The organism is Mesorhizobium sp. LjNodule214 (assembly GCF_964252735.1).
Taxonomy (GTDB): Bacteria; Pseudomonadota; Alphaproteobacteria; order Rhizobiales; family Rhizobiaceae; genus Mesorhizobium.
This window is the reverse complement of sequence record NZ_CAXUPE020000003.1, coordinates 1158398-1178341: the sequence shown is the minus strand read 5'-3', so window position 1 is coordinate 1178341 and position 19944 is coordinate 1158398. Positions and strand designations below refer to the sequence as shown.

The window sequence follows — 19944 nt, the reverse complement described above, 5'->3', positions numbered from 1 at the left end:
CAGAAAGGAAGCAGACATGACGAAGGAGCAGACTGACAGTGTCGTAATGACAGTGCCAGAAGCGGGCGCGAAGCTCGGCTTGGGCCGCAATGCCAGTTACGAAGCGGCGGCAAGAGGCGAGATACCGACCATCCGTTTCGGCAAATTGTTGAAGGTTCCGAAGGCCGCCTTTGAGCGGATGCTGAATGGGACGGCCGCATAACATGGCCGCCACCCTCACCTACGTCGTCAGCGCCGCCGCGCTGCTGTTCCTACTCGCATCTGTCGCCGGATGGCTGCCATGACCGCCGCCGACCTCAGCCCGCCCGAGCATGAGCATACCGCCGCGATCGACCAGGCTGCCGAATGGCTTGCCGCCACCCCACCGAGGCAGCGCCCGGCGCCGCTGGTGCCCGCCTTGCGCGAGATGTTCGGCCTTAGTGCCTTGGAAACGTGCCAGGCGATTCGCCAATCGCATCAGATCCGGGGAGGCGCGAATGTCTCTCCATGACGACGAAAAAGCCGGCCCGCTCGCGACGGGACCGGCTCTCAAAATCGAAGTAGTTGAACGCCACGAACTTAGACGGAAAAAGCGCAAACCTCAAGCAAATGCGGTCACGCCGCAAGCACGGTGGCGGCAGCGCAATCCGATCGCAGCCTGGTGCCACAGCGCCACGGCGTCTGCGATCAGGCGCGGCATCATCGAGCGCCAGCCATGCGAAGTCTGCGGCGATCCCAAGACGGACGCCCATCACCCGGAATGGAAAACCCCACTTTTTTGTCAGTGGCTTGCAGGAAGCATCATAAGGCGGCCGAGCGCGAACTGAAGGTTTCGGCCTTCAAATGCGAGGCCACCCCATGAGCGGGCGGGAATGGTCCAAGGTCTCGCCAGCCCTATGGCGCTCGCCGCGCTTCCTTGGGCTCCAGGGGAGCGATGAGCGGCTGTTGCTGGTCTACTACATGACCTGCGACCACATGAATTCCTCTGGCTGCTTCAGGCTGCCCGATGGGTACGCAATCGCAGATCTCGGCTGGGCGATGGAACGATACCGGACAGCCCGCGATCTGCTCGCTGCCGCCGCCCTCATAAGCTTCGATCGGGCAACGGAAGAGGTGTTTGTAGATCGCTGGTTTAGGCACAACCCGCCAACCAATGCGAAGCACGCCAAGGGCGCCCGCCGCCTCATCAACAAAATCGACAGCGATCCCTTGCGCGAAAAGGCCGAAGCCGAATTTTGTGAGACCGATTGGGGCGGGCAGAGCGAGGTCGTGGTGAACAGCGAACTCAGCAACCACTCACGGCTCGCAAACACTCCAATCCTTCAGCGGGTTCGATAGACTATGGATAGGCTATCGAAAGGCTACCGATACAGAAGACTAGACCGAGACCGAGACCGAGACGTGAGACGTGAGACCACAGACCGAGAGGAGACAAGACCGAAACTAAAACCGAGAGAAGACTTTGAGACCTCCGCTTTGGAAGAAAGGAAACGAGCACAAGCAGCGGAGCGTCAACGACGCAAGCGTAGAGCCAAGGGTATCGTTGCACCTCATGTGCCATTCCATCGCCAGGATACCACCTGTGCCTTGGTGGAAGCCGGCCTGCTGCCGGAATGGGATTCCGAAAATATCGACGCCATTGTTGAGGCATTGGCGAAGGCGATCGACCTTATGAACAAGCGTCACGCGTGACGGGTGCGGGAAATTTTTCTTGCTAGATTCGGGCTCTGATTTGGAGATCCACCCATGCGCAACCTGACCGCTATCAGCCTCGCCGAAAACACCAGCCACTTGGCCATATGGGCAAAGTCAGTCCTTTTCGGGGAAACTGTTGGAACAGTCCGACAGGCGGCTGAAAACTTCGGCGCTCCCGAGCGCGTCATGAAAGCCATCGCGGCTCATCTGACGACCGACAGCGACCTCGCCGGTTTGACGCAGACGCAGCAGATTTTGACATCGTTCGCGCCGCTTTTGCGCAACTCCAGCGCATTCTTCCGCCTGCTCGACAACGGCATGATGCGCATTCCTCTTCGTCAGCGGCTTACCTGGCTGACAGGCGCCGCAACTATCGGGATCGTCAACGAAAGTGAGGCGATCAAGGTTTCGCGAATGGCATCTGACGACGTGACGATTGATGCGGTTCGCGCCGCCGGCATCGTCGTCTTGTCGGACGAATTTCTGAGATTTCTGTCGACAGGCGGCGAGGCGTTTCTTTCCACAGAATTGAGGCGCGCTATCACGGCGAGCGTCGATGCGGGATTTTTCAGCTTGATCACCGACGCGAACACGCCGGTCAATGGCTCTGCCGGCATCACCTCCAGCGCAGCGGCGATCGACCTGAGATGGTTGTTCCGACATGCCGGCCTTACGTCGGAAAGCCGGCCGCTGCTCGTCATGGCGCCGGACGTTGCCATTTCCGCATCGACGCTGATCGACGGCGGAACATTCACCTTCCCAGACATGTCGCCGGTCGGCGGCAGCATGTGCAGCGTGCCGGCGATGGCCTGCGACGCTCTCGCCGCCGGCACACTCGGCCTTGTCGATGCTGCCGGCCTGGCTGGCGACGCGCTCGGCATCGACATCAAGTCGGCACGTCACGCGAACATCCAAATGGAAAGCAGCCCGGACAGCCCGACCACGGCTTCATCGACGCTGATCAATTTGTGGCAGCGAAATTTGGTCGGCCTGATGCCTGAAGTCTTTTTCGGCGTCGAGCGCTTGCGGGACACCGCCTTTTGCAAGGTCACCGACGTTGCCTGGGGCTCCAGCGGCGACAGCCCGGCTTGAGGCTATATCGCCATGCCATACGATGAAGCGGAATATTTATCGAACGGCACGCTTTTCGTGCGTCGGTTCGTGGTCGATCGCTCGCCGGAAGAAATCGCCGCGCTGGAACGCCAGTACGCGCCGAAACTTGCCGAGGTTCCGCATGCCGAACTTCCTGCCTGGGTGAATGGCGGCGATGTGGATTGGATGGAAATTGAGCCAAAGGCCGACGCTCTCAGGATCCATGGGACGGCGTCAACGCCTGCGATCGACAGCCATAGGCAGGCTATCTGGAGCCGAGGCATAGAAGCGCGCTTACCGCTCCCATTGTTTTCCGAGCATGCCAAGGACTATGAGCCGATTGGCAGTATCTACTTCATCCGGCGATCGGTAACCGGCGTCTATATCCGCGCCTGGCTGGACGACCACTTCGCGGCCCAGCATGCAGAAAAGCTGATCAAGTCCGGCGATGTCGCTTGCTTCTCCGTCTCATGCACGCCGGGCTCGGGCAAGGTCTTGAGCGTGGTCGATGGCGTCAAGTTCTATGACGGGATGGAACTGCGCGAGGTGTCGGTCTGCCGCGCGGGCGCCAACCCAAATTGCCGGTTCGAAATCCTGCGCGATGGCGATGACGGCAGGAAGTTCTGGGATGCGCCTCTCGCTTCCAAAGCAGAAGCACCGTCGCTGCCGTTGTACAAAGGCGTGTGGAAGGCTGACCAGTGGTTTAGGGCCGGCGAATTCGCCACGTTCAAGGGCGGTCTCTGGGCAGCACAGATCGATAGCCAGGGCCTTAGGCCCAACGAGTCGCCGGCTGGCTGGAAGTTGTGCGTGAAGTCTGGCGAAGCGCACAAGCTGGAGGCGAAATGAAACCAGCGATCGAACAGATTGACCCGATCCTGTGCGAGGATGGCCAGACCATTCATCTTTGGGGATATGACGCCGCTGACGCCGTCTATTTCCAGTCGATCACATGGCCAGTGCAGATTGACGCTGCAGCCTTCGAAGCCGGCTTGAGCGAGTGGCGTGCCATGCATGATCCGTCGAAGTGGAGGCCATCATGTCCTTGAGCACCCAGGGGGGGACATTGTCGATTCCCGCAAGTCAAAAGCGCCTACCGCTCGGACAGTTTCACTACCCTAACCGTCCACAATTTTTGATTTCAGAAAGGCCTTTTTGATTGGCAACACGCGGCAGGAAATCGGCGGCCAGCTTGGCAATCCAAACCATCAATGTTGGTCAGGCGACCACGTTGAGACCGGCAGAAGGTCTGTCTGAAGCCGAGGCCGCGATGTGGTTCGACATGATTGCCTGCATGCCGTCTGGTTTCTTTCGGCCGGAAAACGCCGAACTGCTGGCGAGCTATGTCCGGCATTCTGTTTCGGCGCGCGATCTTTCCAAGATGGTCGCGGAATTCCGCCCGGAATGGCTCGTGAAGGAAGGCGGCTTAGAGCGGTTCGACAGGCTGCTGAAGATGCGCGAACGCGAGACGCGCGCGGCATCAGCGGCGGCTCGTTCCCTGCGAATGACCCCTCAATCCCAGCAAGATCCGAAGACCGCTGGACGCAAACGAAACAGCGGCTGGGAGCCGAGCGCCTACGAGATGATGGCCAATGAACGCTAAGGACAAGAAAGCCCTGCAACGTTGCATGGAAATCGCATCCCGCGACCCCAGCCGCGCCGGCCAGATCGCCAGCATGTTGAAGGATCGGCCCTGGGAAGAGGTGGCGACGTTCGCCTGCTATTGCGCTCAGACGGCTTCGCTCAATTTGAAGCCGTGGGAAACCGCCCCGGCCTTCGCCGATACCACTTATCCCGAGGGCATTCGGCGCGACCCCGATGCCGGCGCGCTTCAAGACAAGATGTTGGCCGCCCAAATGTCAGTATTTGACCCTGAGCCGATGAAGGTTTTGAGGGCCAAGCGATGATGATCGACTCGCTGGCCTTCACCTTGTCCGCTGGCGTCGTGCTGGCGCTGGCAGGACGCCCTTTTTAGCGAGCAAAATGGCGAAGCAGACTCTGGGCCATATCAGAATCGGTGGCGCGATTTACCTTGTCCACAAATTCTTTGTAGTCGCGAACGGTCTGTTCGCGCATAGGGTCTGTCGCTTCGCGTGGAGCGCCACGGCGTGCAAGGTCGGCCATTTGCGGTGCTTTCGTTGAAATGAATGCGTCGGTGCTCATTTTGGTGCTCCGTGACGAATCATTTGTGGATCGACATTTGACGCTGCATGTATCTGGAATTGATGGCCGGATCAAAATAATGCTTCCGCTTGATCCAAACCAGCCCTTCATTGCGTGTAATTACGGCTACGTCAACTGGGCCACCGACAGACTCTGATGGCTTCGTCACCTTCTCCTTCAACGATTGAAGGTTGATTAAGGTTTCCGCCAATTCGGCTAATTCGTCCACCGGTAATGCGCCTAACACCCGTCTCATCGGGATTGCGTGCTCGTTCCGTGCGCGATCCAACACGCTGCTGCCAATTGATCGCCGGGCTTGCGTCTTCAAATCATCAATGGCCGGAATGGCCTGGAGGTCAATGTTGGCTGCCTTAGCAAGCTCATCGGCAAATGCGGCAATCCCCTCCGCCACTGCTCCCATCAGCGAGCCATATATGTCCAGGCTAACGCCTGCCGCGAAAGTGTCGCTCATGGAGGTTTGGGCAAATGCCGAGAGCCAAGCTGGGGTGTCGTGGTCGATCGCCATGGTGGAAGTCAGCGATTGTACGTGCTTACCGCCTAGCAGGCCGCACGATGTATACTCAGTCATGGTGGGGAAAATGTCGTGATCGCCAAACCCAGCGAAAACCAACCCGCAGGTATTCATGTGTTCCTTCGGATCCTTGAAGACCTCCATGGTACCTAAGTCGGCCATAGCATCCATATCTGAAGGTCGCCCTATGTTCAGCTCGTCCAACCACTCTCCAATCGCTTTCCCGAGCTCCTCTCTGACATTTGTTGAGATTTCGGCCGGCAGTTCTGCGCCGATGCATTCCATGAGGTCAATTGCATCCACTTCCGCACGCCGCAACTGGACAGCTGCGTCCAACAACTCGGTATGCTTGTCGGCGGGTTCTTGACGGGTTGCCTCTACAGCTGTTTGAAGTGCAGCGGATCGCGCCGCGTTGATAAAAGCCTCATGCTGAATCTCTTTAGGGAAAATGCGCGTGTTCGTTTCGATAAACGTGAAAAACTCGTTCGCGTATCCTGCTATGTTATTAAACGTCTTTGTCCCTAGGTTTTGTCGGAAAGACTTAATAACCACTTCCCATGGCACTCTCAAAATGTCCGCCGAATCAAAGATCATGATTCCGACAGGGGCGAAGTCAGAGAGCTGAAATATTTTATTCGCGCCTTTGAAGTAGCGCTCTTCCTTTCCGTTCTCTGTCCAGTATGTGACGGTTGTGGCGCTGTCGGCGGCAAGCACGACGGCAAGCCTATTCATAATGCACACTTCTGAAGTCAACAGTTCCTCCCCAACTCCTGGCGGGCACTATTCTACAGATTGCTGACGATGTCGATTCACCGTCAACCGCGTGAACAGACTTCCTGTTGACGCACGGACGACCAAAATGGTGGTGGCTAGAAAGGACCATGAGCGTTTTGCATATGCGTGGATGTACGGTGTCCAAGCTCGCAGGGACGGCAAGGCGCGAGACGTGCCCCAGTACTGGCAAGAGTATGCGGACGCGTGGCTGAAGGCCTTCGACGGCGAACCGATTGCTCGCCGGCTGGCGAGGTTATAGGCCCGTCAATCATCGCGGATACCTGGCAAAACGGCGGTGTTTGGTTCCTCCATCCTCAAATCGGATGAGGCCAGAGTCGCAACTGAGACACTACCAGAAAAGGCTACATCGTCACGGACGTTCATGACGCCATTCCGGGCGACCCAGCGGAATAGCTAGCCATAGGGTTGGCAGGCTGAATGTGCTATGATTCGGCACATGGGAAAGAAGGCAAAGCAGAAAGCGAAGCAGGCGGTTGAAGCGCCATCAGAAGGCGATCTGGAAAGAGAAGCTGCCTACTATGCCCGCAAGGTCGGCATCACCAGAGACGAAGCTCTCACGATCATCCGCGAAGCCCACCAGCCGAAGCTTTTCATAGTCCACAAGGACAAGGCCTAGATAGTCCCCCGACACCTTTGGTGCTTTTGCTACATAATGCCGCAAATCTCATTGTACTCCCGCTCGGCGGACTGGCACGACGGAGTTTCTGATGTTTCAGGCCCTTTCCAAATATTCGCCTCATGCCTTGGGAGTGTTCCGAATCGTTGTGGCACTGTTGTTCCTGGAACACGGCACCCAGAAGCTTTTCAATTTTCCACCCTCGACGATGCCCGCACAGCCCGGCACGGAAACGTTGGAGCTGATAACGGGGATTCTTGAATTCGTCGGCGGTCTATTGGTCCTAGTGGGCTTTTTGACCCGGCCGGTCTCTTTCATCCTCTGCGGAATGATGGCGGTCGCGTATTTCATGGTGCACGCCAAACAAGGGTTTTTCCCTGCGAACAATATGGGCGATGCAGCGATCCTGTTCTGCTTTGCCTTCCTCTACCTGTTTTTCGCGGGGCCCGGTCAATGGAGCGTTGACAACCGAAGCTGAATGAAGAAGCTCAAGCTTCGCCACCGAGAAGATGACCGACAAGCCGGGTAGCCTTAATCGCGATCCTTCTTGTCCATTTTGGCCTGCTCTTCGCGGGCGGTGGGATGGCGCTTCCCGTCGATGGCCAACGTCCTATAGAAGGACTTGTCCTTCTTGGCCTGCCCTCGCTGGGTGAGGGCGTGGGTTTGGTGCCTTTCCCGGAACATCGCCTTGAACCACGCTACGATGTTGTCCAGCATTTGGAACCTAGGCGCACCTTCTCGATCTGCGCGAAGGCTTCTGCCTCGGACTGCTTCTCGAATAACCTGATGTGCACGACGCCGTTGTCGATCACACGAACGAACGGCCTGCCGCCGGCCATGTCGAGTTCAACCGCCATTTTCCACGATTGATTGCCCATTGCCCCATACCCCTGCCCGCTGCAATCAGGCGCTTGCAAAGCCGGCCTGTCAACAACAGGGTTAACGCATGGTTAATGGCTGGGGAAGCGCCCCGGGCCTCGACGGCGGAGGTCAATTCCATTGCCAACCTGATGACTTTCAAAGCTGCTTCGTGCTGTAACTTTTCCTCCGTCATCAACGTCATCACGGAAAAGGCGCTAGAGGTTCCCGACATAGAGGACGTGAACGGCTTGCTTTGGATTGCCCGAGACTTGGCCGAGCGGCTTGCCGCCAATTCCGAAGACCTGTGTTCGAGCCAAAACATCGTGAAGGCGAACTGACCTCGGCAAATTTGCCTAGCTGGCCCGCTGCCTCACGGTGGCGGCTTTTTATTTGTGGAACAGCCCGCGAACACGCTGCTACCATTTTGCTACCGAACTCGGTAGCACGGCCAATGACGAGACGGGATCAAAAGCGCAAGATGCCGCTTATCCCATTGATAATACGAGATAGAGCGGGACAGGGAAGGATTGGGCGGTATGGGCGTAAGCGAATTTCAAGACCGGTGCCTTAAACCGCTCGGCCATCCCTCCATTGTGATTTTTCAATCACTTAGGATTTCGCTTTCGGTCAGTTCGGGCAGTTGGCACCGGATTGGCACCGAAGGCGTTCCCGACCGGTTCGCACTTTCATTCCTGTAGAGCGGCATTGAGGGCGGCGTCAACCACCGCTGCGGCGCCTTCCTGCTGACCAGGCAGCGTATGCACATAAATGCTAAGCGGGACCGTGGCACGTCCCAGAACTTACATCCCGGAGGAATCAACCACTTGCAGCGACAACCATGATGGCGACGACGGTGCGGATTTGTCGACGTTTGTATCATGCCGGCTCAACCGAAGTCCTCTAATCTGATGCGAGAGGTCTGAGCAATGGCGGCAGAGGTCCGACCTGCGACTTTCGTAAAGAGTTCGTACAAGCTTTATGCTGATATTACGGCGTGGTTGAAGTCGGGAGGGGCGCGGTGGGCTCGCCAAACACTCTAAGACAACTTGCGCTCCGCTCGGCGGATTCTGGCGGAGGCCCGCCGGTGTGCGCAATAGCGATGTCGTGGGGGCGCCACTATGTTCATTGACTACTACGAAACTCTGGAAATCAGCCCGAACGCCAACTCGGAAACGATAGAACGGATATTTCGTCATTTTGCTATGCGCTACCATCCCGATAATCAAAATACCGGTGATGAAGCACGCTTCAGCGAAATCGTGGAGGCCCACAATACGCTCAGAGATCCGGTCAAGCGCGCGCAGTATGACATTCAGTATAAAGACCATTTGAACCTTCGGCGCGAGTTGACTGAGGAAGCCGGCAACACCAAAGGCATCGAACGGGACGTCGTCATTCAGGCCAAAGTGCTCTCGCTTCTTTATGTCAAACGCCGGCAAGACGTGAACAATCCCGGCATTGGCGATACAGAACTCGAACGCTTATCAGGCTGTCCGCGTGAACACCTGGAGTTTCATCTCTGGTATCTCAAAGCAAAAGGCTGGATTGCAAGGATCGAAAACGGGATGTTCGCGATCACCGTAGAGGGCATCGATCGCGCCAATTCCGAACATCGTCCTGACATCACCACCAGACTACTGGACCATACAGGCTGATGCGGAAGGCTCGTCCCCGGCTCCCCTTGGGTCGTCACCAGTTGGTATGCGCCTTCAGCTTGAACGACCGGCCTTCGCCGTAGCTGCATACGGCAAGGCCCTGGCAGCTGGCGACATAGGTCTTGTCGAAGAGATTGGTGATGTTGAGATCGACGCCCCAGTCCTTCTTCTCGTAGCCGAGCTTCAGGTCGGCGAGCGTGACAGCCGGCACCTTCGACGTGTTCTCATTGTCGGCCCATGAGGAGCCAATGTGGCGCACGCCGGCGCCGATCGAGAAACCGTCATACCAGCCGCCGCGGAAGGTGTAGTCGACGGAGGCCGAGGCCATGACCTCGGGCACGATGAAGGGTGTCTTCCCAATCAGCGCCGCATCTTCGTCCTTGGTGATGTCGATGTCATTGGCGGTGAAAGCAGCCGTTACCCGGAAATCCTCGGTGACGTTCACCTTGCCTTCCAGCTCCACGCCGCGCGAGCGCACCTCGCCGGTTTGCAGCTGTGTGAACAGAGTAACGTTCGAAGGCACATTCTGACGGGTCAAGTCGAACACCGACAGGGTGAACAGGCCATCCATGAAGGTCGGCACGTATTTGATGCCAGCCTCGTATTGTACGCCCTCCTCCGGCTTGAACAGATTGCCGTTCGCGTCGGTTCCGATGATCGGGTTGAAGAAGGTGGCGAAGCTGACATAGGGGGTTACGCCGTTGGCGAACTCATAGGCGAGGCCGGCGCGGCCAGAGAAGTCGCCAACGGTGCTGTTCTGCGTGGTGGAACTCGCCGAGTAGTATGTCGGGCGATTGTCGGCTTCGAGCCTGCCACGGTCATAGCGGCCATTCAGCGTTACCAGCCAGCCGTCGCCGAAGCGCAGCTGGTCCTGCGCATAGAAGCCGAGCTGCTTCTGCGTCAGATCCTGATTGAGATAGCTGACGCGCTCTGTAAGCGGCGCACCATAGACAGGGTCGAAGGCGTCGATCGGTGGGGTCGTTCCGAAGAGGGCCGACGACTGCACCTGGTCGATGTTGTAGTATTTGTAGTCGATGCCGGCCAGCAGCGTGTGTTCGATTGGGCCGGTCTCCACCTTGCCCTCGATCTGCAGGTCCGACAGGAACGTCATCGCGTCGGTGTCGTGACCGAAGTTGATGCGGTTCAGCTGCGTCGCACTTGCCCACCCGTTGGGGTAGACATTGACCTCATTGATATCGGCGGCGGTGAAACGCATGTTGGAGCGCACCGTCCAGTCATTCTCGAAAGTGTGCTCGAACTCGTAGCCGATCGAGCCTTGTTCGCGCTTGTAGAGATCGATGCCCGGTTCCGTGAAGTTGGCGTCGGGGTCGATGCGGCCGTAGTTCACGCCATTGACGATCCGGTCCGTCACCGTACCGTCGTAAGGCAGAAAACTGCCGCCATTGTGGTTCTCGTCGATGTGGCTGTAGTTGGCCAGAATGGTCAGCGTTGTTGCTTCGTCCGGCTTCCAGCTGATGCTTGGCGAAATGAAGCCGCGCCAGCCGTCCTGGAAGTCGCTGTAAGTGTCGCCGCCGGCGACCATGCCCGTCATCCGGTAGCTGACAGCGCCATTGCTAGCCACGTCGCCGACATCGAAGCCGAGATAGACATTGCCGGCATCGTTGACTCCGGTTTCGACATAGCGCTTGCGCTCGAAATCCGGCCGCTTGCTGACATAGTTGACCAGACCGCCCGGATTGCTGCCGCCATAGAGCACGGAAGCCGGTCCCTTCAGCACCTCGATGCGTTCCAATCCGAACGAGTCGACATAGAAGCCGCCGAAGCCATAGCTGAACAGTTGCAGCCCATCCATGTAGACGCCGGTGTCCGTCGCCTGGAAGCCCCGAATGAACATCCAGTTGGTGTCGCTGTCGGGGCCGAAAGGTTGGGCAAACACGCCGGCAGTGTAGCGCAGCGCCTCGTCGGCCTTCTGCGCGCCCTGGTCATCGATTTCCTGGCGGCCGATCACCGAGACGGATTGCGGGATGTCCTTGAGATCGGTGGCCGTCTTGGAGCCGGTCGTCGTCTTCCTGGCGACGACGCCGTCGACCGACCCGGTCGCGCTATCTCCCGCCTCGCCCTCGACCAGCACCGGTTCGAGCTGGGTACTGGTTTGCGCAGTCTGCGCGAACGCAGCCATCGGCGGGATCATCGCGACAGCGGCGACGCTGCCCGCCAGAAGCGACTTCATCCAGTAAGTTCTGCTCATGAGGAAAGGTCCGCCTGTCGAAATTGAGATACTTGATCATTTATCTCAACTTATTTGCGGGTCATTGGATGGAATTGGGCGGTTTGTCGGTTCTTGTCCAAACGGCTGACATCGCAGCGTCATGTTGCGGAAATGTCACTGGCGGCCGGCGCTCTTCATCCAGGCGCCCGGCGTCACTCCGACGACTGATTTGAACACCCGCGTCAGATGGGCCTGGTCGAAAAACCCGGTCGCCTCGGCGATGTCGCCGAGCGAGGCGGCATCATGCGCCATCATCGCCTGTGCCCTGCCGATCCGCGCCTGCATCTGCCAGCGATGCGGTGGCACGCCCGTCGCCGCCTTGAAGCCGTGGCTTGTCGCGGTTTCGGACAGGCCGGTCAGCGCGGCGAGGTCGGCGAGACGGATCCTGTCCAGGCAATGCGCGTCTATGTAGTCGGTGACCAGGCGCAGCTGGCGACGGGACAATGGCGCCCGTCGCCGCGCGGCAACCGGCCGGTCTATCTGGAAAAGACTCGCGAACAAGGCGTTGAGCAGGCCCTCGCCGTAGAGATCATGCAGCTTCTGGCCAGTGTCGCATTCGGCGGCGATCAGGCCGGCAAGCGCAGCGATCCGGTCGTCGCGAAACTGGAAGCGCGACACCTGCAAAGCCTCGCGATCGAGGCCGCGGCCGAAGCGGCGCGTCAGGGCTGCGGCGTCGAAATGCAGGTCGAGATGCCTGATCCGGCGCAGTCCCTCGACCCGGCCACGGATCGCCACGCCGGCCGGAATATAGGCCATGGAAAAGGCCCGGTCGTGGCGGCGCGCCTCGCCCTTGGCCCCTTCGACGAAGAAGGCGCCGTCGCCGTCGACATCGAGCGCGACAAACAGCCGGGGGTCGGGAGAGACATAGAAGCCTTCCGCCTTGTCCGCGCATGAAACATCCCAGAGGTCGGCAACCGCGCCGTCCCAGACGTGGCATTTCAAACCGCCAATGACGGAAAATCCCTGAATGCGGCTTTCCATGCGCGGAACGAAGGACACGCTTTCCCCTCATCTGATCGAGACTCTAGCTTCAGTACGTTTCTTGATGAAAATGGTCAAGTTTTGTCGCGGAATGGTTCCGATCGCGGCAGAATGATGTGGCTACGGCGCATGGCGTCGCAGCCGTGTTCAGGCACGGGCTGTCCACCACGGCAATATGCCCGTCGCCGGCACCCGGCCTCCCTTCCCGCGGTGACGGCGAGGTCCATCTCGAGCAGTCGAGCGGCGCAGCACCGCTGTGAGTTGTTGCTTGGATCAAGGCGGATTCGATCCGGCCGCAACCAACGCTCTTTGCTGAATGTCAGAACGCGATCTTCAAGCCCGGCTTGCCGCTGATGGTTGAGCTGTCTTCGGACCACTTGCCGCGAATTTCACTGCTGAGCGTGGTCGCTTGCGTCATCTTGAGATTGAAGCCCGAGGATAACGCCACCGACAGGTCCGCATCGTCGAACTCGCTCTCCACGCCTTCAACGCTGGCGGTGTTCGAATAACCGAAGCGCTGCTGGATATCGGCCCGCGCATAGGGGCTGATCACCATGCTGTTCCCGAGTAGAAAATCGGCATAGATTCCGGGATCGAATTTGACCGCGCCGAACGACAAGCGGCTCTTTCCGAAATCCGTGTCGGAGTCGTCCGTGTAGGCATCACCGGTAAACGTGACGCCCAACAATCCGCCGCGCAGATCAAGGCGCACCCGATCGGTCAGGCTGAAGATACGGCCGACCGATCCGGTTACCGCATAGCCTTGCGTGTTCGGCGGCTATGGCCTCTATCGTCACGGCACAAGCTATGTGCTCGTGGCCGCGTCGGCGTTCCTCGGCAACACGGACGTCGACCGCTCCGGCACGTCAGGAAGCTACGACACGCCAACGCATATCCCGCGCGATGCGCCCAGATCAGACGTCTTGGCGAAAAACTTGATGATGTCTTCCGACGACTGGACCGGGTCGGCAAGCGACGAATTCGACGCCGCCAGTGCTGCTGCCAGAACGAGGATTGAAATGGTTGCCCGCATTGTCGCCTCCAGTGCTGACGTCACGGATCGCAGCGCATCATCTCGCATCTGCTGCGCGTGAGATGTGATCAATCTCACATCCAATCCCCCCGTGGCGAGTGCCCAGACGCTGTGGCGGAAGATCATCCTTGCCCGCGAACAAGCGCCTTCTGCGAAGGTGCTGGAGGCGAATATACACCATGCGGAATTGGCAGGCGAGTTGAACTTGACCCCCTGCCGTCCGGCCGTTCCGCGCCTGCTTTCCCGATGGTTTCGGGGCAAAGCTTGCGATCGCGCTTGGTTGATTTCTCGGACGAAATATGCTGCTTGTCGCGCCCATGAAAAAGCTCTGCCTTATGGTGCTGGCGTCCATGATGCTGGCGTGGCCGGCCAGCGCGATGGATAGCGCGCTACGCGCCGGCCTGCTGAAACTCGATCCACAGACCCGACTCGAACAGCGCTGCGATGCAGAGGTGCTGGACCGGATTTCCCATGACGACCACAAGTTCAAGGCGGATCGCGTCGTCGCCTACGCCTTCGCGACCCCGGAAATGGGTACCGACGCGATCAGAAGCCCAGGGGCTGCCTTTCGCAGCAAGGGGCAGTGGTATCGGCTGAAATTCAAGTGCCAGACCGCACCGGACCATATGCAGGTGCTGCAGCTCCGCTACCACATCGGCGACGAAATTCCGCAGTCCGATTGGACGAAGTACAATCTCTACGATTAGAATTCTCTAACCCCCGATCCCCTGGCATTTGCGGGCCTTGGCCGCCCTCGGCGACAGTGCTGCTTGCCTTGTATCGCGGATGCGGCAAGGCAGGCGTCCGACATTGTCCCCTGCAATCCCTTGACGCGCACGAACCATACACGTTACGGCGTCTGGACATTCGACGACCGACACTCGGCGAACAAGCAAAGGGCCTCCAGCCGATGGAAATTTTCACCGCCGCAGGCCTCTCGGCCCTGCTCCAGGTCATCGCCATCGACCTCGTACTTGCCGGCGACAACGCCATCGTCATCGGCCTTGCCGCGGCCGGTCTTCCCTCCGACCAGCGCAAGAAGGCGATTCTCGTCGGCATCGCGGCGGCCACCGTGCTTCGCATCTTCTTTGCCCTGATCACGCAGTGGCTGCTCGCCATCGGCCCCATGCTCCTCATCGCCGGCGGTCTGCTGCTCCTTTGGGTGTGCTGGAAGATGTGGCGCGAGTTGCGTGTCACCCTCGAGCAGGAACATGATGCGACGGAATCGCTGTCCAATGTCGACTACGACAAGGACGGAAGGATTGGCAGCAAGGGACCGCGCAAGACCTTCGCTCAGGCGGCGTGGCAGATCGTCATTGCCGACGTTTCAATGTCTCTCGACAACGTCCTTGCGGTCGCCGGGGCGGCAATGGACCATCCGACGGTGCTGATCATCGGCCTGGCGCTGTCGATTGCGCTGATGGGCTTTGCCGCTTCGTTTGTCGCACGCCTCCTGCACAAGTACCGCTGGATTGCCTATATCGGCCTCCTGATCATCCTCTACGTCGCGGTGAAGATGTTTCTGGATGGTGCCGTGCAGCAGTTCCCCGAACAGTTTGCGTTCCTGGCGCCCTGGTTCGGACCGAGCCATCATTGAGCCCGGTCCCTTGCAGGGCGGTCGGCTCGCGTCGCGACGAACCGTTCGCCGGTTTGCTTGACTGCGGAACTGTGCTATTGCGCCGCGCAAATTAGGCTCCCGCGAGAGCTCACAAGATCGATATGCATCGGGACTTCCGGGCCGGACCTCAGGGTTTCCGGCCCGCGTCCATTGGAAACCGCAAATGTCCGCAGCCCCCCGCGTCAGTTTCGTCAGTCTTGGATGCCCGAAAGCCCTGGTGGATTCGGAACGCATCATCACGCGCCTGCGCGCCGAGGGGTACGAGATCGCGCGCAAGCATGACGGCGCCGATCTCGTCGTCGTCAACACCTGCGGCTTCCTCGATTCGGCCCGCGACGAGTCGCTCAACGCCATCGGTTCCGCGCTTTCCGAGAATGGCCGCGTGATTGTCACCGGCTGTCTCGGCGCCGAGCCCGATGTCATTCGCGAGAAGCATCCGAACGTTCTCGCCATCACCGGGCCGCAGGCCTATGAGAGCGTGATGGCCGCGGTGCATGAGGCGGCGCCTCCAAGCCATGATCCCTTTATCGATCTTCTGCCGCCGCAGGGCGTCAAGCTGACGCCGCGCCACTACGCCTATCTTAAGATTTCGGAAGGCTGCAACAATCGCTGCACCTTCTGCATCATTCCCGCGCTGCGCGGCGATCTCGTCTCACGCCCGGCGGCCGACGTGCTGCGCGAGGCGGAGAAGCTGGCCAAGGCCGGCGTCAAGGAGATCCTCGTCATATCGCAGGACACCAGCGCCTACGGCATCGACATCAAATACCAGACCAGCGTGTTCGGTGACCGCGAGGTGCGGGCGAAGTTCCTTGATCTTTCGGAGGAATTGGGCAAGCTCGGCATCTGGGTGCGCATGCACTATGTCTATCCCTACCCGCATGTCGCTGACGTCATCCCGCTGATGGCCGAGGGAAAAATCCTTCCCTATCTGGACATTCCGTTCCAGCACGCCTCGCCGCAGGTGCTGAAGAACATGCGCCGGCCGGCACATGGCGAAAAGACGCTGGAGCGCATCCGCGGCTGGCGCGATGTGTGCCCCGATCTCGCCATCCGCTCGACCTTCATCGTCGGCTTTCCCGGTGAGACGGACGAGGATTTCGAGATGCTGCTTGACTGGCTGGACGAGGCCAAGACCGATCGCGCCGGCTGTTTCAAATACGAACCGGTCAGGGGTGCGCGCTCCAACGATCTCGGCCTCGAGCAGGTGCCGCAGGAGATCAAGGAAGCACGCTGGCACCGCTTCATGCAGCGCCAGCAGAAGATTTCGGCGACGCAACTCGCCAAGAAGGTCGGCAAGCGCCTGCCGGTGCTGATCGACGAGGCACACGGCACGTCTGCCAAGGGCCGCACCAAATACGATGCGCCTGAGATCGACGGCTCGGTCCATATCCAATCGCGTCGCCCGCTGCGCGCCGGCGACATCGTCACCGTCAAGATCGACCGTGCCGATGCCTATGACCTCTATGGCTCGGCGGTTTAGAATCAACATTTCGAACGGGCGATACGAAGCCGGCTCAGGATCTATGGCGGGCCCGGTGCGCTTCGCCACTTTCCTGCGAGACCGGAAGCCGCCGAAAGGGCGCCTCCCCGGCGCCCTCAGATTTTCTGGCACACCCCTCGGTAGCCTGTGTTGCGTTTCGTCAGAGCTTCACCGCCTCGATTGCAGCCAGGGACCGATCGATCACCTGATCGAGGGTCTTATCCAGTCGCATGTCCGTCGACTCGGCTGCGACTACCGACAGGCGTGCGGCAAACCCTAAATGAAAGTCCACGAACCAATCGGGTCGCGGCTCCGGATCTGGAAATGGCCCCCACCACGGGGGAAGCTTCGGTATCTTCGGTCGCGTGGGGCACCAATCGTCGAGGTCGCTCAACAACGCTTGCATGTCGAGCCCGCCTCGCTCGCCGAACCACGCGCAGCGGACGAATTCGTCGGCGATCGCGGCACCCAGTTCGTGAGGCGGGAGCGGCTGAGGATTGAGTGCGATTTGCACAAGCCGCCCCTGTGGTCCGCGCGGGATGACGTCGTAGATGGCGGGAATGCGTTTCCCGATGATCGCTAAGAGTTTTTTGTTCAATTGCATGAGACTTCCCCCTGCTGACGCTTGTCGCGCCGGCCGATTTCGTCCGGGCCGCTTAATCAGCATGGAAGCAAAAGCCATTGAAGTATGTGAAGGCGGTCACGGAGCCGTGTCTGAGACCTTGCGCCTGGGGCGCGAAGACATGGAACACACAAAAGCGGCCGGCGCCAGGCGGGGCCTCAAACACTTGGCGAAAGACCGTCGAGCGATCCTTCAAGATCGACCGCGCGAAGCCTGCGACCTCTACGGCTCGGCGGTCTGACGTCGTTCAACCTCGCCGCATTTACTACAACCGGCGATAGTTCCGGCGTCTTAACCCATTCGGCCGCGATCCGCATTAATGGTTGCAAAACTGTCAATGCGGGGGTTCGCATGCACGCCAGACCGGCGCGGCAGGATTACATCGCTTCGCTGGACCTTTGAGGCTGGCGGCTGCGCTGGCTGTCGTCATCTTCCACTATTTCTTTCGCGGCGCGGCCCCTGGCGGTGCTCGTCGAGGGCTATCCGCTGATGGCGCCACTCGCCATTTACGGCTATCTCGGCGTCAATCTGTTCTTTCTGATCAGTGGCTTCGTCATCGCTTGGTCGGCGGAAGGCCGCAACTGGGAACAGTTCGCGATGGCGCGCTTCGTGCGTCTTTATCCGGGCTTTCTGCTCTGCATGACGATCACCTTCATCGTCATCCTTTCTGTCGGCGAACCGCTGTTTTCAACCTCCTTCGCTCAATATGCCGCCAACCTGTCCATGTTTGCGCCGGCCTTCGGCCAACCGTTCATGGACGGCGTCTACTGGTCGATCGTGCTTGAGCTGGTTTTCTACGGATGGGTGACGCTCGCTCTGATCACCGGCATCTTCCAGAAACGCAAGCTGGAGCTGATCTTCATCTGGCTGGCGATCTCGGCGCTGAACGAGTTCTTCATCGGCAGTCGCGCAATAAGGCTGCTATTGATCACCGAGTTCGGCCCGTTCTTTGCCGCCGGCGTACTGGTCCACCATATCCATGCGCATGGCCGGTCACCGGTGGCCCTGCTGCTGCTGGCGGCCTCCTTCCTGCTGTCCTGCAGCACGATATCGGTGACGCGGGACTGGATGCTGAACGAATATGGCCTCGCCGTTTCGCAGCCACATCTCGTGATCGCCAATCTCGCGATGCATGCCATGCTGATCGGCGGCGTTCTGCTGCGCAGCCATGTCGGGCCGTCCGCGCTGACGCTGGCGCTGGGCGGGTTGACCTATCCGCTCTACCTTCTGCACCAGAACATAGGCTATCTCGCGATCAATGCCGTCGCACCGCTGGTCGGCAAATGGGCCGCCGCCCTGGGCTGCGTCGCCCTCATGCTCTTTGTTTCATGGGCGATCTGGCGCTATTTCGAGCGACCGGTCCAACGCACGCTCAAGACCTGGCTTGGCCGCGCGGTTGAGGTCACGCTGGCGCGATTTCGGCGCGCCTCCACCGATGCGCAACCCGCCGAATGAAAAAGGGCGCCTCGCGGCGCCCTTTTCGTTTGAGTTTTCTTGCGCTTACTGCGGCAGCTTGTCGTCGACGCCCTTGATGTAGAAATTCATGCCGAGCAGCGTGCCGTCGTCGGCGACTTCGCCGTCCTTCAGCCACGGCGTGCCGTCCTGCTTGGCGATCGGCCCGGTGAAGGGGTTCCAGCCGTCGGCGATCTTCTTCGTTGTCGCCTCGGCCGTCGCCTTCACGTCGTCGGGCATGTTGGTGAAGGGCGCGAGCTTGACGGCGCCGTCCTTGATGCCCAGCCAGACATTGCCCGGCTTCCAGGTGCCGTCGAGCGCGGCCTGGACGCGGCTGATATAGTACGGGCCCCATTCGTCGGTGAGCGAGGTCAGCTGCGCGTTCGGCGCGAACTTGATCATGTCGGAGGACTGGCCAAAGCCGTGCAGCTTGCGCTCTTCCGCCACCTGCAGGGCAGCGGTCGAATCGGTGTGCTGGACGATGATGTCGGCACCCTGGTCGAACAGCGCCTTGGCGGCGTCGGCTTCCTTGCCGGGATCGAACCAGGAATTGACCCAGACGATCTTGGCCTTGAAGTTCGGGTTGATCGACTGCGCGCCGAGCATGAAGGAGTTGATGCCCATCACCACTTCGGGGATCGGGAAGGAAACGATGTAACCGGCAACGCCGGCCTTCGATTCCTTTGCGGCGATCTGGCCGAGCACATAGCGGCCTTCGTAGAAGCGCGCGTTGTAGATGCCGAGATTGTCGCCGGTCTTGTAGCCGGTCGCATGCTCGAACATCACCTTGGGGAATTTCTTGGCAACCTTCACTTCCGGATCCATGAAGCCGAAGGAGGTGCCGAAGATGATCTTGCAGCCTTCGCGCGCCAGGCGCTCGAAAGCGCGGTCGGCATCGGGGCCTTCGGAGACGTTCTCGAGATAGGCGGTCTCGACCTTGTCGCCGAGCGCCTTCTCCACTTCGAGGCGGCCCTGGTCATGCTGGTAGGAATAGCCGAAGTCGCCGATCGGGCCGGTATAGACCCAGCAGGCCTTGAGCTTGTCCGCGGCCTCGGCGGTTACCGCCAGCGATAGGGCGGCGGTTGTGGTCATCAGGGCAATAAGCAGTTTTTTCATTGTGTTACCTCTCTGAGTTAAGCCTTG

The 19944-nt window shown here is 59.6% G+C and carries 27 protein-coding genes; 19 read left to right on the top strand and 8 right to left on the bottom strand.

Annotated features, from left to right (window positions below):
- The first annotated feature begins 16 nt into the window (after positions 1-16).
- The 10 genes from ACSQ3Z_RS31180 (at position 17) to ACSQ3Z_RS31135 (ending at position 4670) form a co-directional block, all read left to right on the top strand.
- Positions 17-202 (top strand): helix-turn-helix domain-containing protein, encoded by a 186-nt coding sequence (locus ACSQ3Z_RS31180; RefSeq protein WP_436175051.1) that lies wholly within the window; start codon positions 17-19, stop codon positions 200-202.
- A 78-nt stretch (positions 203-280) separates the two neighbouring features.
- The gene (locus ACSQ3Z_RS31175; protein ID WP_436175050.1) at positions 281-490 is read left to right on the top strand and encodes a hypothetical protein; all 210 of its coding nucleotides are present in this window, start codon (positions 281-283) and stop codon (positions 488-490) included.
- Complete coding sequence (locus tag ACSQ3Z_RS31170; protein ID WP_436175049.1) at positions 477-806, top strand: hypothetical protein; 330 nt, start codon at positions 477-479, stop codon at positions 804-806. Before ACSQ3Z_RS31175 ends, ACSQ3Z_RS31170 begins: the two co-directional genes overlap by 14 nt.
- 118 nt (positions 807-924) lie before the next feature.
- On the top strand, positions 925-1317 hold the full coding sequence (locus ACSQ3Z_RS31165; RefSeq protein ID WP_436175048.1) for a hypothetical protein: 393 nt from the start codon (positions 925-927) through the stop codon (positions 1315-1317).
- Between the two features lie 63 nt (positions 1318-1380).
- The gene (locus ACSQ3Z_RS31160) at positions 1381-1671 is read left to right on the top strand and encodes a hypothetical protein (protein ID WP_436175047.1); all 291 of its coding nucleotides are present in this window, start codon (positions 1381-1383) and stop codon (positions 1669-1671) included.
- Positions 1672-1725: 54 nt separating this feature from the next.
- The gene (locus ACSQ3Z_RS31155; RefSeq protein ID WP_436175046.1) at positions 1726-2766 is read left to right on the top strand and encodes a hypothetical protein; all 1041 of its coding nucleotides are present in this window, start codon (positions 1726-1728) and stop codon (positions 2764-2766) included.
- A 12-nt stretch (positions 2767-2778) separates the two neighbouring features.
- Positions 2779-3612 (top strand): hypothetical protein, encoded by an 834-nt coding sequence (locus ACSQ3Z_RS31150; RefSeq protein WP_436175045.1) that lies wholly within the window; start codon positions 2779-2781, stop codon positions 3610-3612.
- On the top strand, positions 3609-3812 hold the full coding sequence (locus ACSQ3Z_RS31145; RefSeq protein WP_436175044.1) for a hypothetical protein: 204 nt from the start codon (positions 3609-3611) through the stop codon (positions 3810-3812). The genes ACSQ3Z_RS31150 and ACSQ3Z_RS31145 overlap by 4 nt, the downstream gene beginning before the upstream one ends.
- A 143-nt stretch (positions 3813-3955) precedes the next feature.
- The gene (locus tag ACSQ3Z_RS31140) at positions 3956-4366 is read left to right on the top strand and encodes a hypothetical protein (RefSeq protein WP_436175043.1); all 411 of its coding nucleotides are present in this window, start codon (positions 3956-3958) and stop codon (positions 4364-4366) included.
- The gene (locus tag ACSQ3Z_RS31135; protein ID WP_436175042.1) at positions 4356-4670 is read left to right on the top strand and encodes a hypothetical protein; all 315 of its coding nucleotides are present in this window, start codon (positions 4356-4358) and stop codon (positions 4668-4670) included. Before ACSQ3Z_RS31140 ends, ACSQ3Z_RS31135 begins: the two co-directional genes overlap by 11 nt.
- Positions 4671-4734: 64 nt before the next feature.
- Here the strand turns inward: ACSQ3Z_RS31135 and ACSQ3Z_RS31130 are convergent, their stop codons facing one another.
- Complete coding sequence (locus tag ACSQ3Z_RS31130) at positions 4735-4926, bottom strand: hypothetical protein (protein ID WP_436175041.1); 192 nt, start codon at positions 4924-4926, stop codon at positions 4735-4737.
- A 19-nt stretch (positions 4927-4945) separates the two neighbouring features.
- Positions 4946-6211: a hypothetical protein gene (locus ACSQ3Z_RS31125; RefSeq protein WP_436175040.1), complete on the bottom strand. Its 1266-nt coding sequence runs from the start codon at positions 6209-6211 to the stop codon at positions 4946-4948.
- Between the two features lie 478 nt (positions 6212-6689).
- Between ACSQ3Z_RS31125 and ACSQ3Z_RS31120 the strand changes: the two genes are divergently transcribed.
- Together ACSQ3Z_RS31120 and ACSQ3Z_RS31115 are read left to right on the top strand one after the other, a co-directional pair.
- Entirely contained in the window at positions 6690-6869 is a 180-nt protein-coding gene (locus ACSQ3Z_RS31120; RefSeq protein ID WP_436175039.1) for a hypothetical protein, read from the top strand.
- A 91-nt stretch (positions 6870-6960) separates the two neighbouring features.
- Positions 6961-7347, top strand: a complete 387-nt coding sequence (locus tag ACSQ3Z_RS31115) for a DoxX family protein (protein ID WP_436175038.1) — start codon at positions 6961-6963, stop codon at positions 7345-7347.
- Between the two features lie 53 nt (positions 7348-7400).
- On the opposite strand, the gene ACSQ3Z_RS31110 is transcribed toward ACSQ3Z_RS31115, so the two are convergent.
- On the bottom strand, positions 7401-7586 hold the full coding sequence (locus tag ACSQ3Z_RS31110) for a hypothetical protein (RefSeq protein WP_436175037.1): 186 nt from the start codon (positions 7584-7586) through the stop codon (positions 7401-7403).
- Between the two features lie 71 nt (positions 7587-7657).
- On the opposite strand from ACSQ3Z_RS31110, the gene ACSQ3Z_RS31105 reads away from it, so the two are divergent.
- Together ACSQ3Z_RS31105 and ACSQ3Z_RS31100 are read left to right on the top strand one after the other, a co-directional pair.
- Complete coding sequence (locus ACSQ3Z_RS31105; protein ID WP_436175036.1) at positions 7658-8068, top strand: hypothetical protein; 411 nt, start codon at positions 7658-7660, stop codon at positions 8066-8068.
- Positions 8069-8848: 780 nt separating this feature from the next.
- Entirely contained in the window at positions 8849-9385 is a 537-nt protein-coding gene (locus ACSQ3Z_RS31100) for a DnaJ domain-containing protein (protein WP_436175035.1), read from the top strand.
- A gap of 34 nt (positions 9386-9419) precedes the next feature.
- Here the strand turns inward: ACSQ3Z_RS31100 and ACSQ3Z_RS31095 are convergent, their stop codons facing one another.
- From ACSQ3Z_RS31095 to ACSQ3Z_RS31085, 3 genes are all read right to left on the bottom strand, one after another.
- On the bottom strand, positions 9420-11576 hold the full coding sequence (locus tag ACSQ3Z_RS31095; protein ID WP_436175194.1) for a TonB-dependent siderophore receptor: 2157 nt from the start codon (positions 11574-11576) through the stop codon (positions 9420-9422).
- A 153-nt stretch (positions 11577-11729) separates the two neighbouring features.
- Positions 11730-12614, bottom strand: coding sequence for a helix-turn-helix domain-containing protein (locus ACSQ3Z_RS31090; RefSeq protein ID WP_436175034.1), 885 nt, complete (start codon positions 12612-12614; stop codon positions 11730-11732).
- A 301-nt stretch (positions 12615-12915) separates the two neighbouring features.
- The gene (locus ACSQ3Z_RS31085) at positions 12916-13308 is read right to left on the bottom strand and encodes an autotransporter outer membrane beta-barrel domain-containing protein (RefSeq protein WP_436175033.1); all 393 of its coding nucleotides are present in this window, start codon (positions 13306-13308) and stop codon (positions 12916-12918) included.
- A gap of 55 nt (positions 13309-13363) precedes the next feature.
- On the opposite strand from ACSQ3Z_RS31085, the gene ACSQ3Z_RS31080 reads away from it, so the two are divergent.
- The 4 genes from ACSQ3Z_RS31080 (at position 13364) to rimO (ending at position 16727) form a co-directional block, all read left to right on the top strand.
- Positions 13364-13690: a hypothetical protein gene (locus tag ACSQ3Z_RS31080; protein WP_436175032.1), complete on the top strand. Its 327-nt coding sequence runs from the start codon at positions 13364-13366 to the stop codon at positions 13688-13690.
- A 238-nt stretch (positions 13691-13928) separates the two neighbouring features.
- Positions 13929-14336, top strand: a complete 408-nt coding sequence (locus tag ACSQ3Z_RS31075; protein WP_436175031.1) for a DUF930 domain-containing protein — start codon at positions 13929-13931, stop codon at positions 14334-14336.
- Between the two features lie 203 nt (positions 14337-14539).
- A complete protein-coding gene (locus ACSQ3Z_RS31070; protein ID WP_436175030.1) occupies positions 14540-15226 on the top strand; it encodes a TerC family protein in 687 nt (228 codons plus the stop codon).
- Between the two features lie 184 nt (positions 15227-15410).
- Positions 15411-16727: a 30S ribosomal protein S12 methylthiotransferase RimO gene (rimO, locus tag ACSQ3Z_RS31065; protein WP_436175029.1), complete on the top strand. Its 1317-nt coding sequence runs from the start codon at positions 15411-15413 to the stop codon at positions 16725-16727.
- 160 nt (positions 16728-16887) lie between these two features.
- Here the strand turns inward: rimO and ACSQ3Z_RS31060 are convergent, their stop codons facing one another.
- Positions 16888-17331: a hypothetical protein gene (locus tag ACSQ3Z_RS31060; protein WP_436175028.1), complete on the bottom strand. Its 444-nt coding sequence runs from the start codon at positions 17329-17331 to the stop codon at positions 16888-16890.
- A 507-nt stretch (positions 17332-17838) separates the two neighbouring features.
- Between ACSQ3Z_RS31060 and ACSQ3Z_RS31055 the strand changes: the two genes are divergently transcribed.
- The gene (locus tag ACSQ3Z_RS31055; RefSeq protein WP_436175027.1) at positions 17839-18804 is read left to right on the top strand and encodes an acyltransferase family protein; all 966 of its coding nucleotides are present in this window, start codon (positions 17839-17841) and stop codon (positions 18802-18804) included.
- Between the two features lie 45 nt (positions 18805-18849).
- On the opposite strand, the gene ACSQ3Z_RS31050 is transcribed toward ACSQ3Z_RS31055, so the two are convergent.
- Positions 18850-19917, bottom strand: a complete 1068-nt coding sequence (locus ACSQ3Z_RS31050) for a BMP family ABC transporter substrate-binding protein (RefSeq protein ID WP_436175026.1) — start codon at positions 19915-19917, stop codon at positions 18850-18852.
- Positions 19918-19944: the final 27 nt, after the last annotated feature.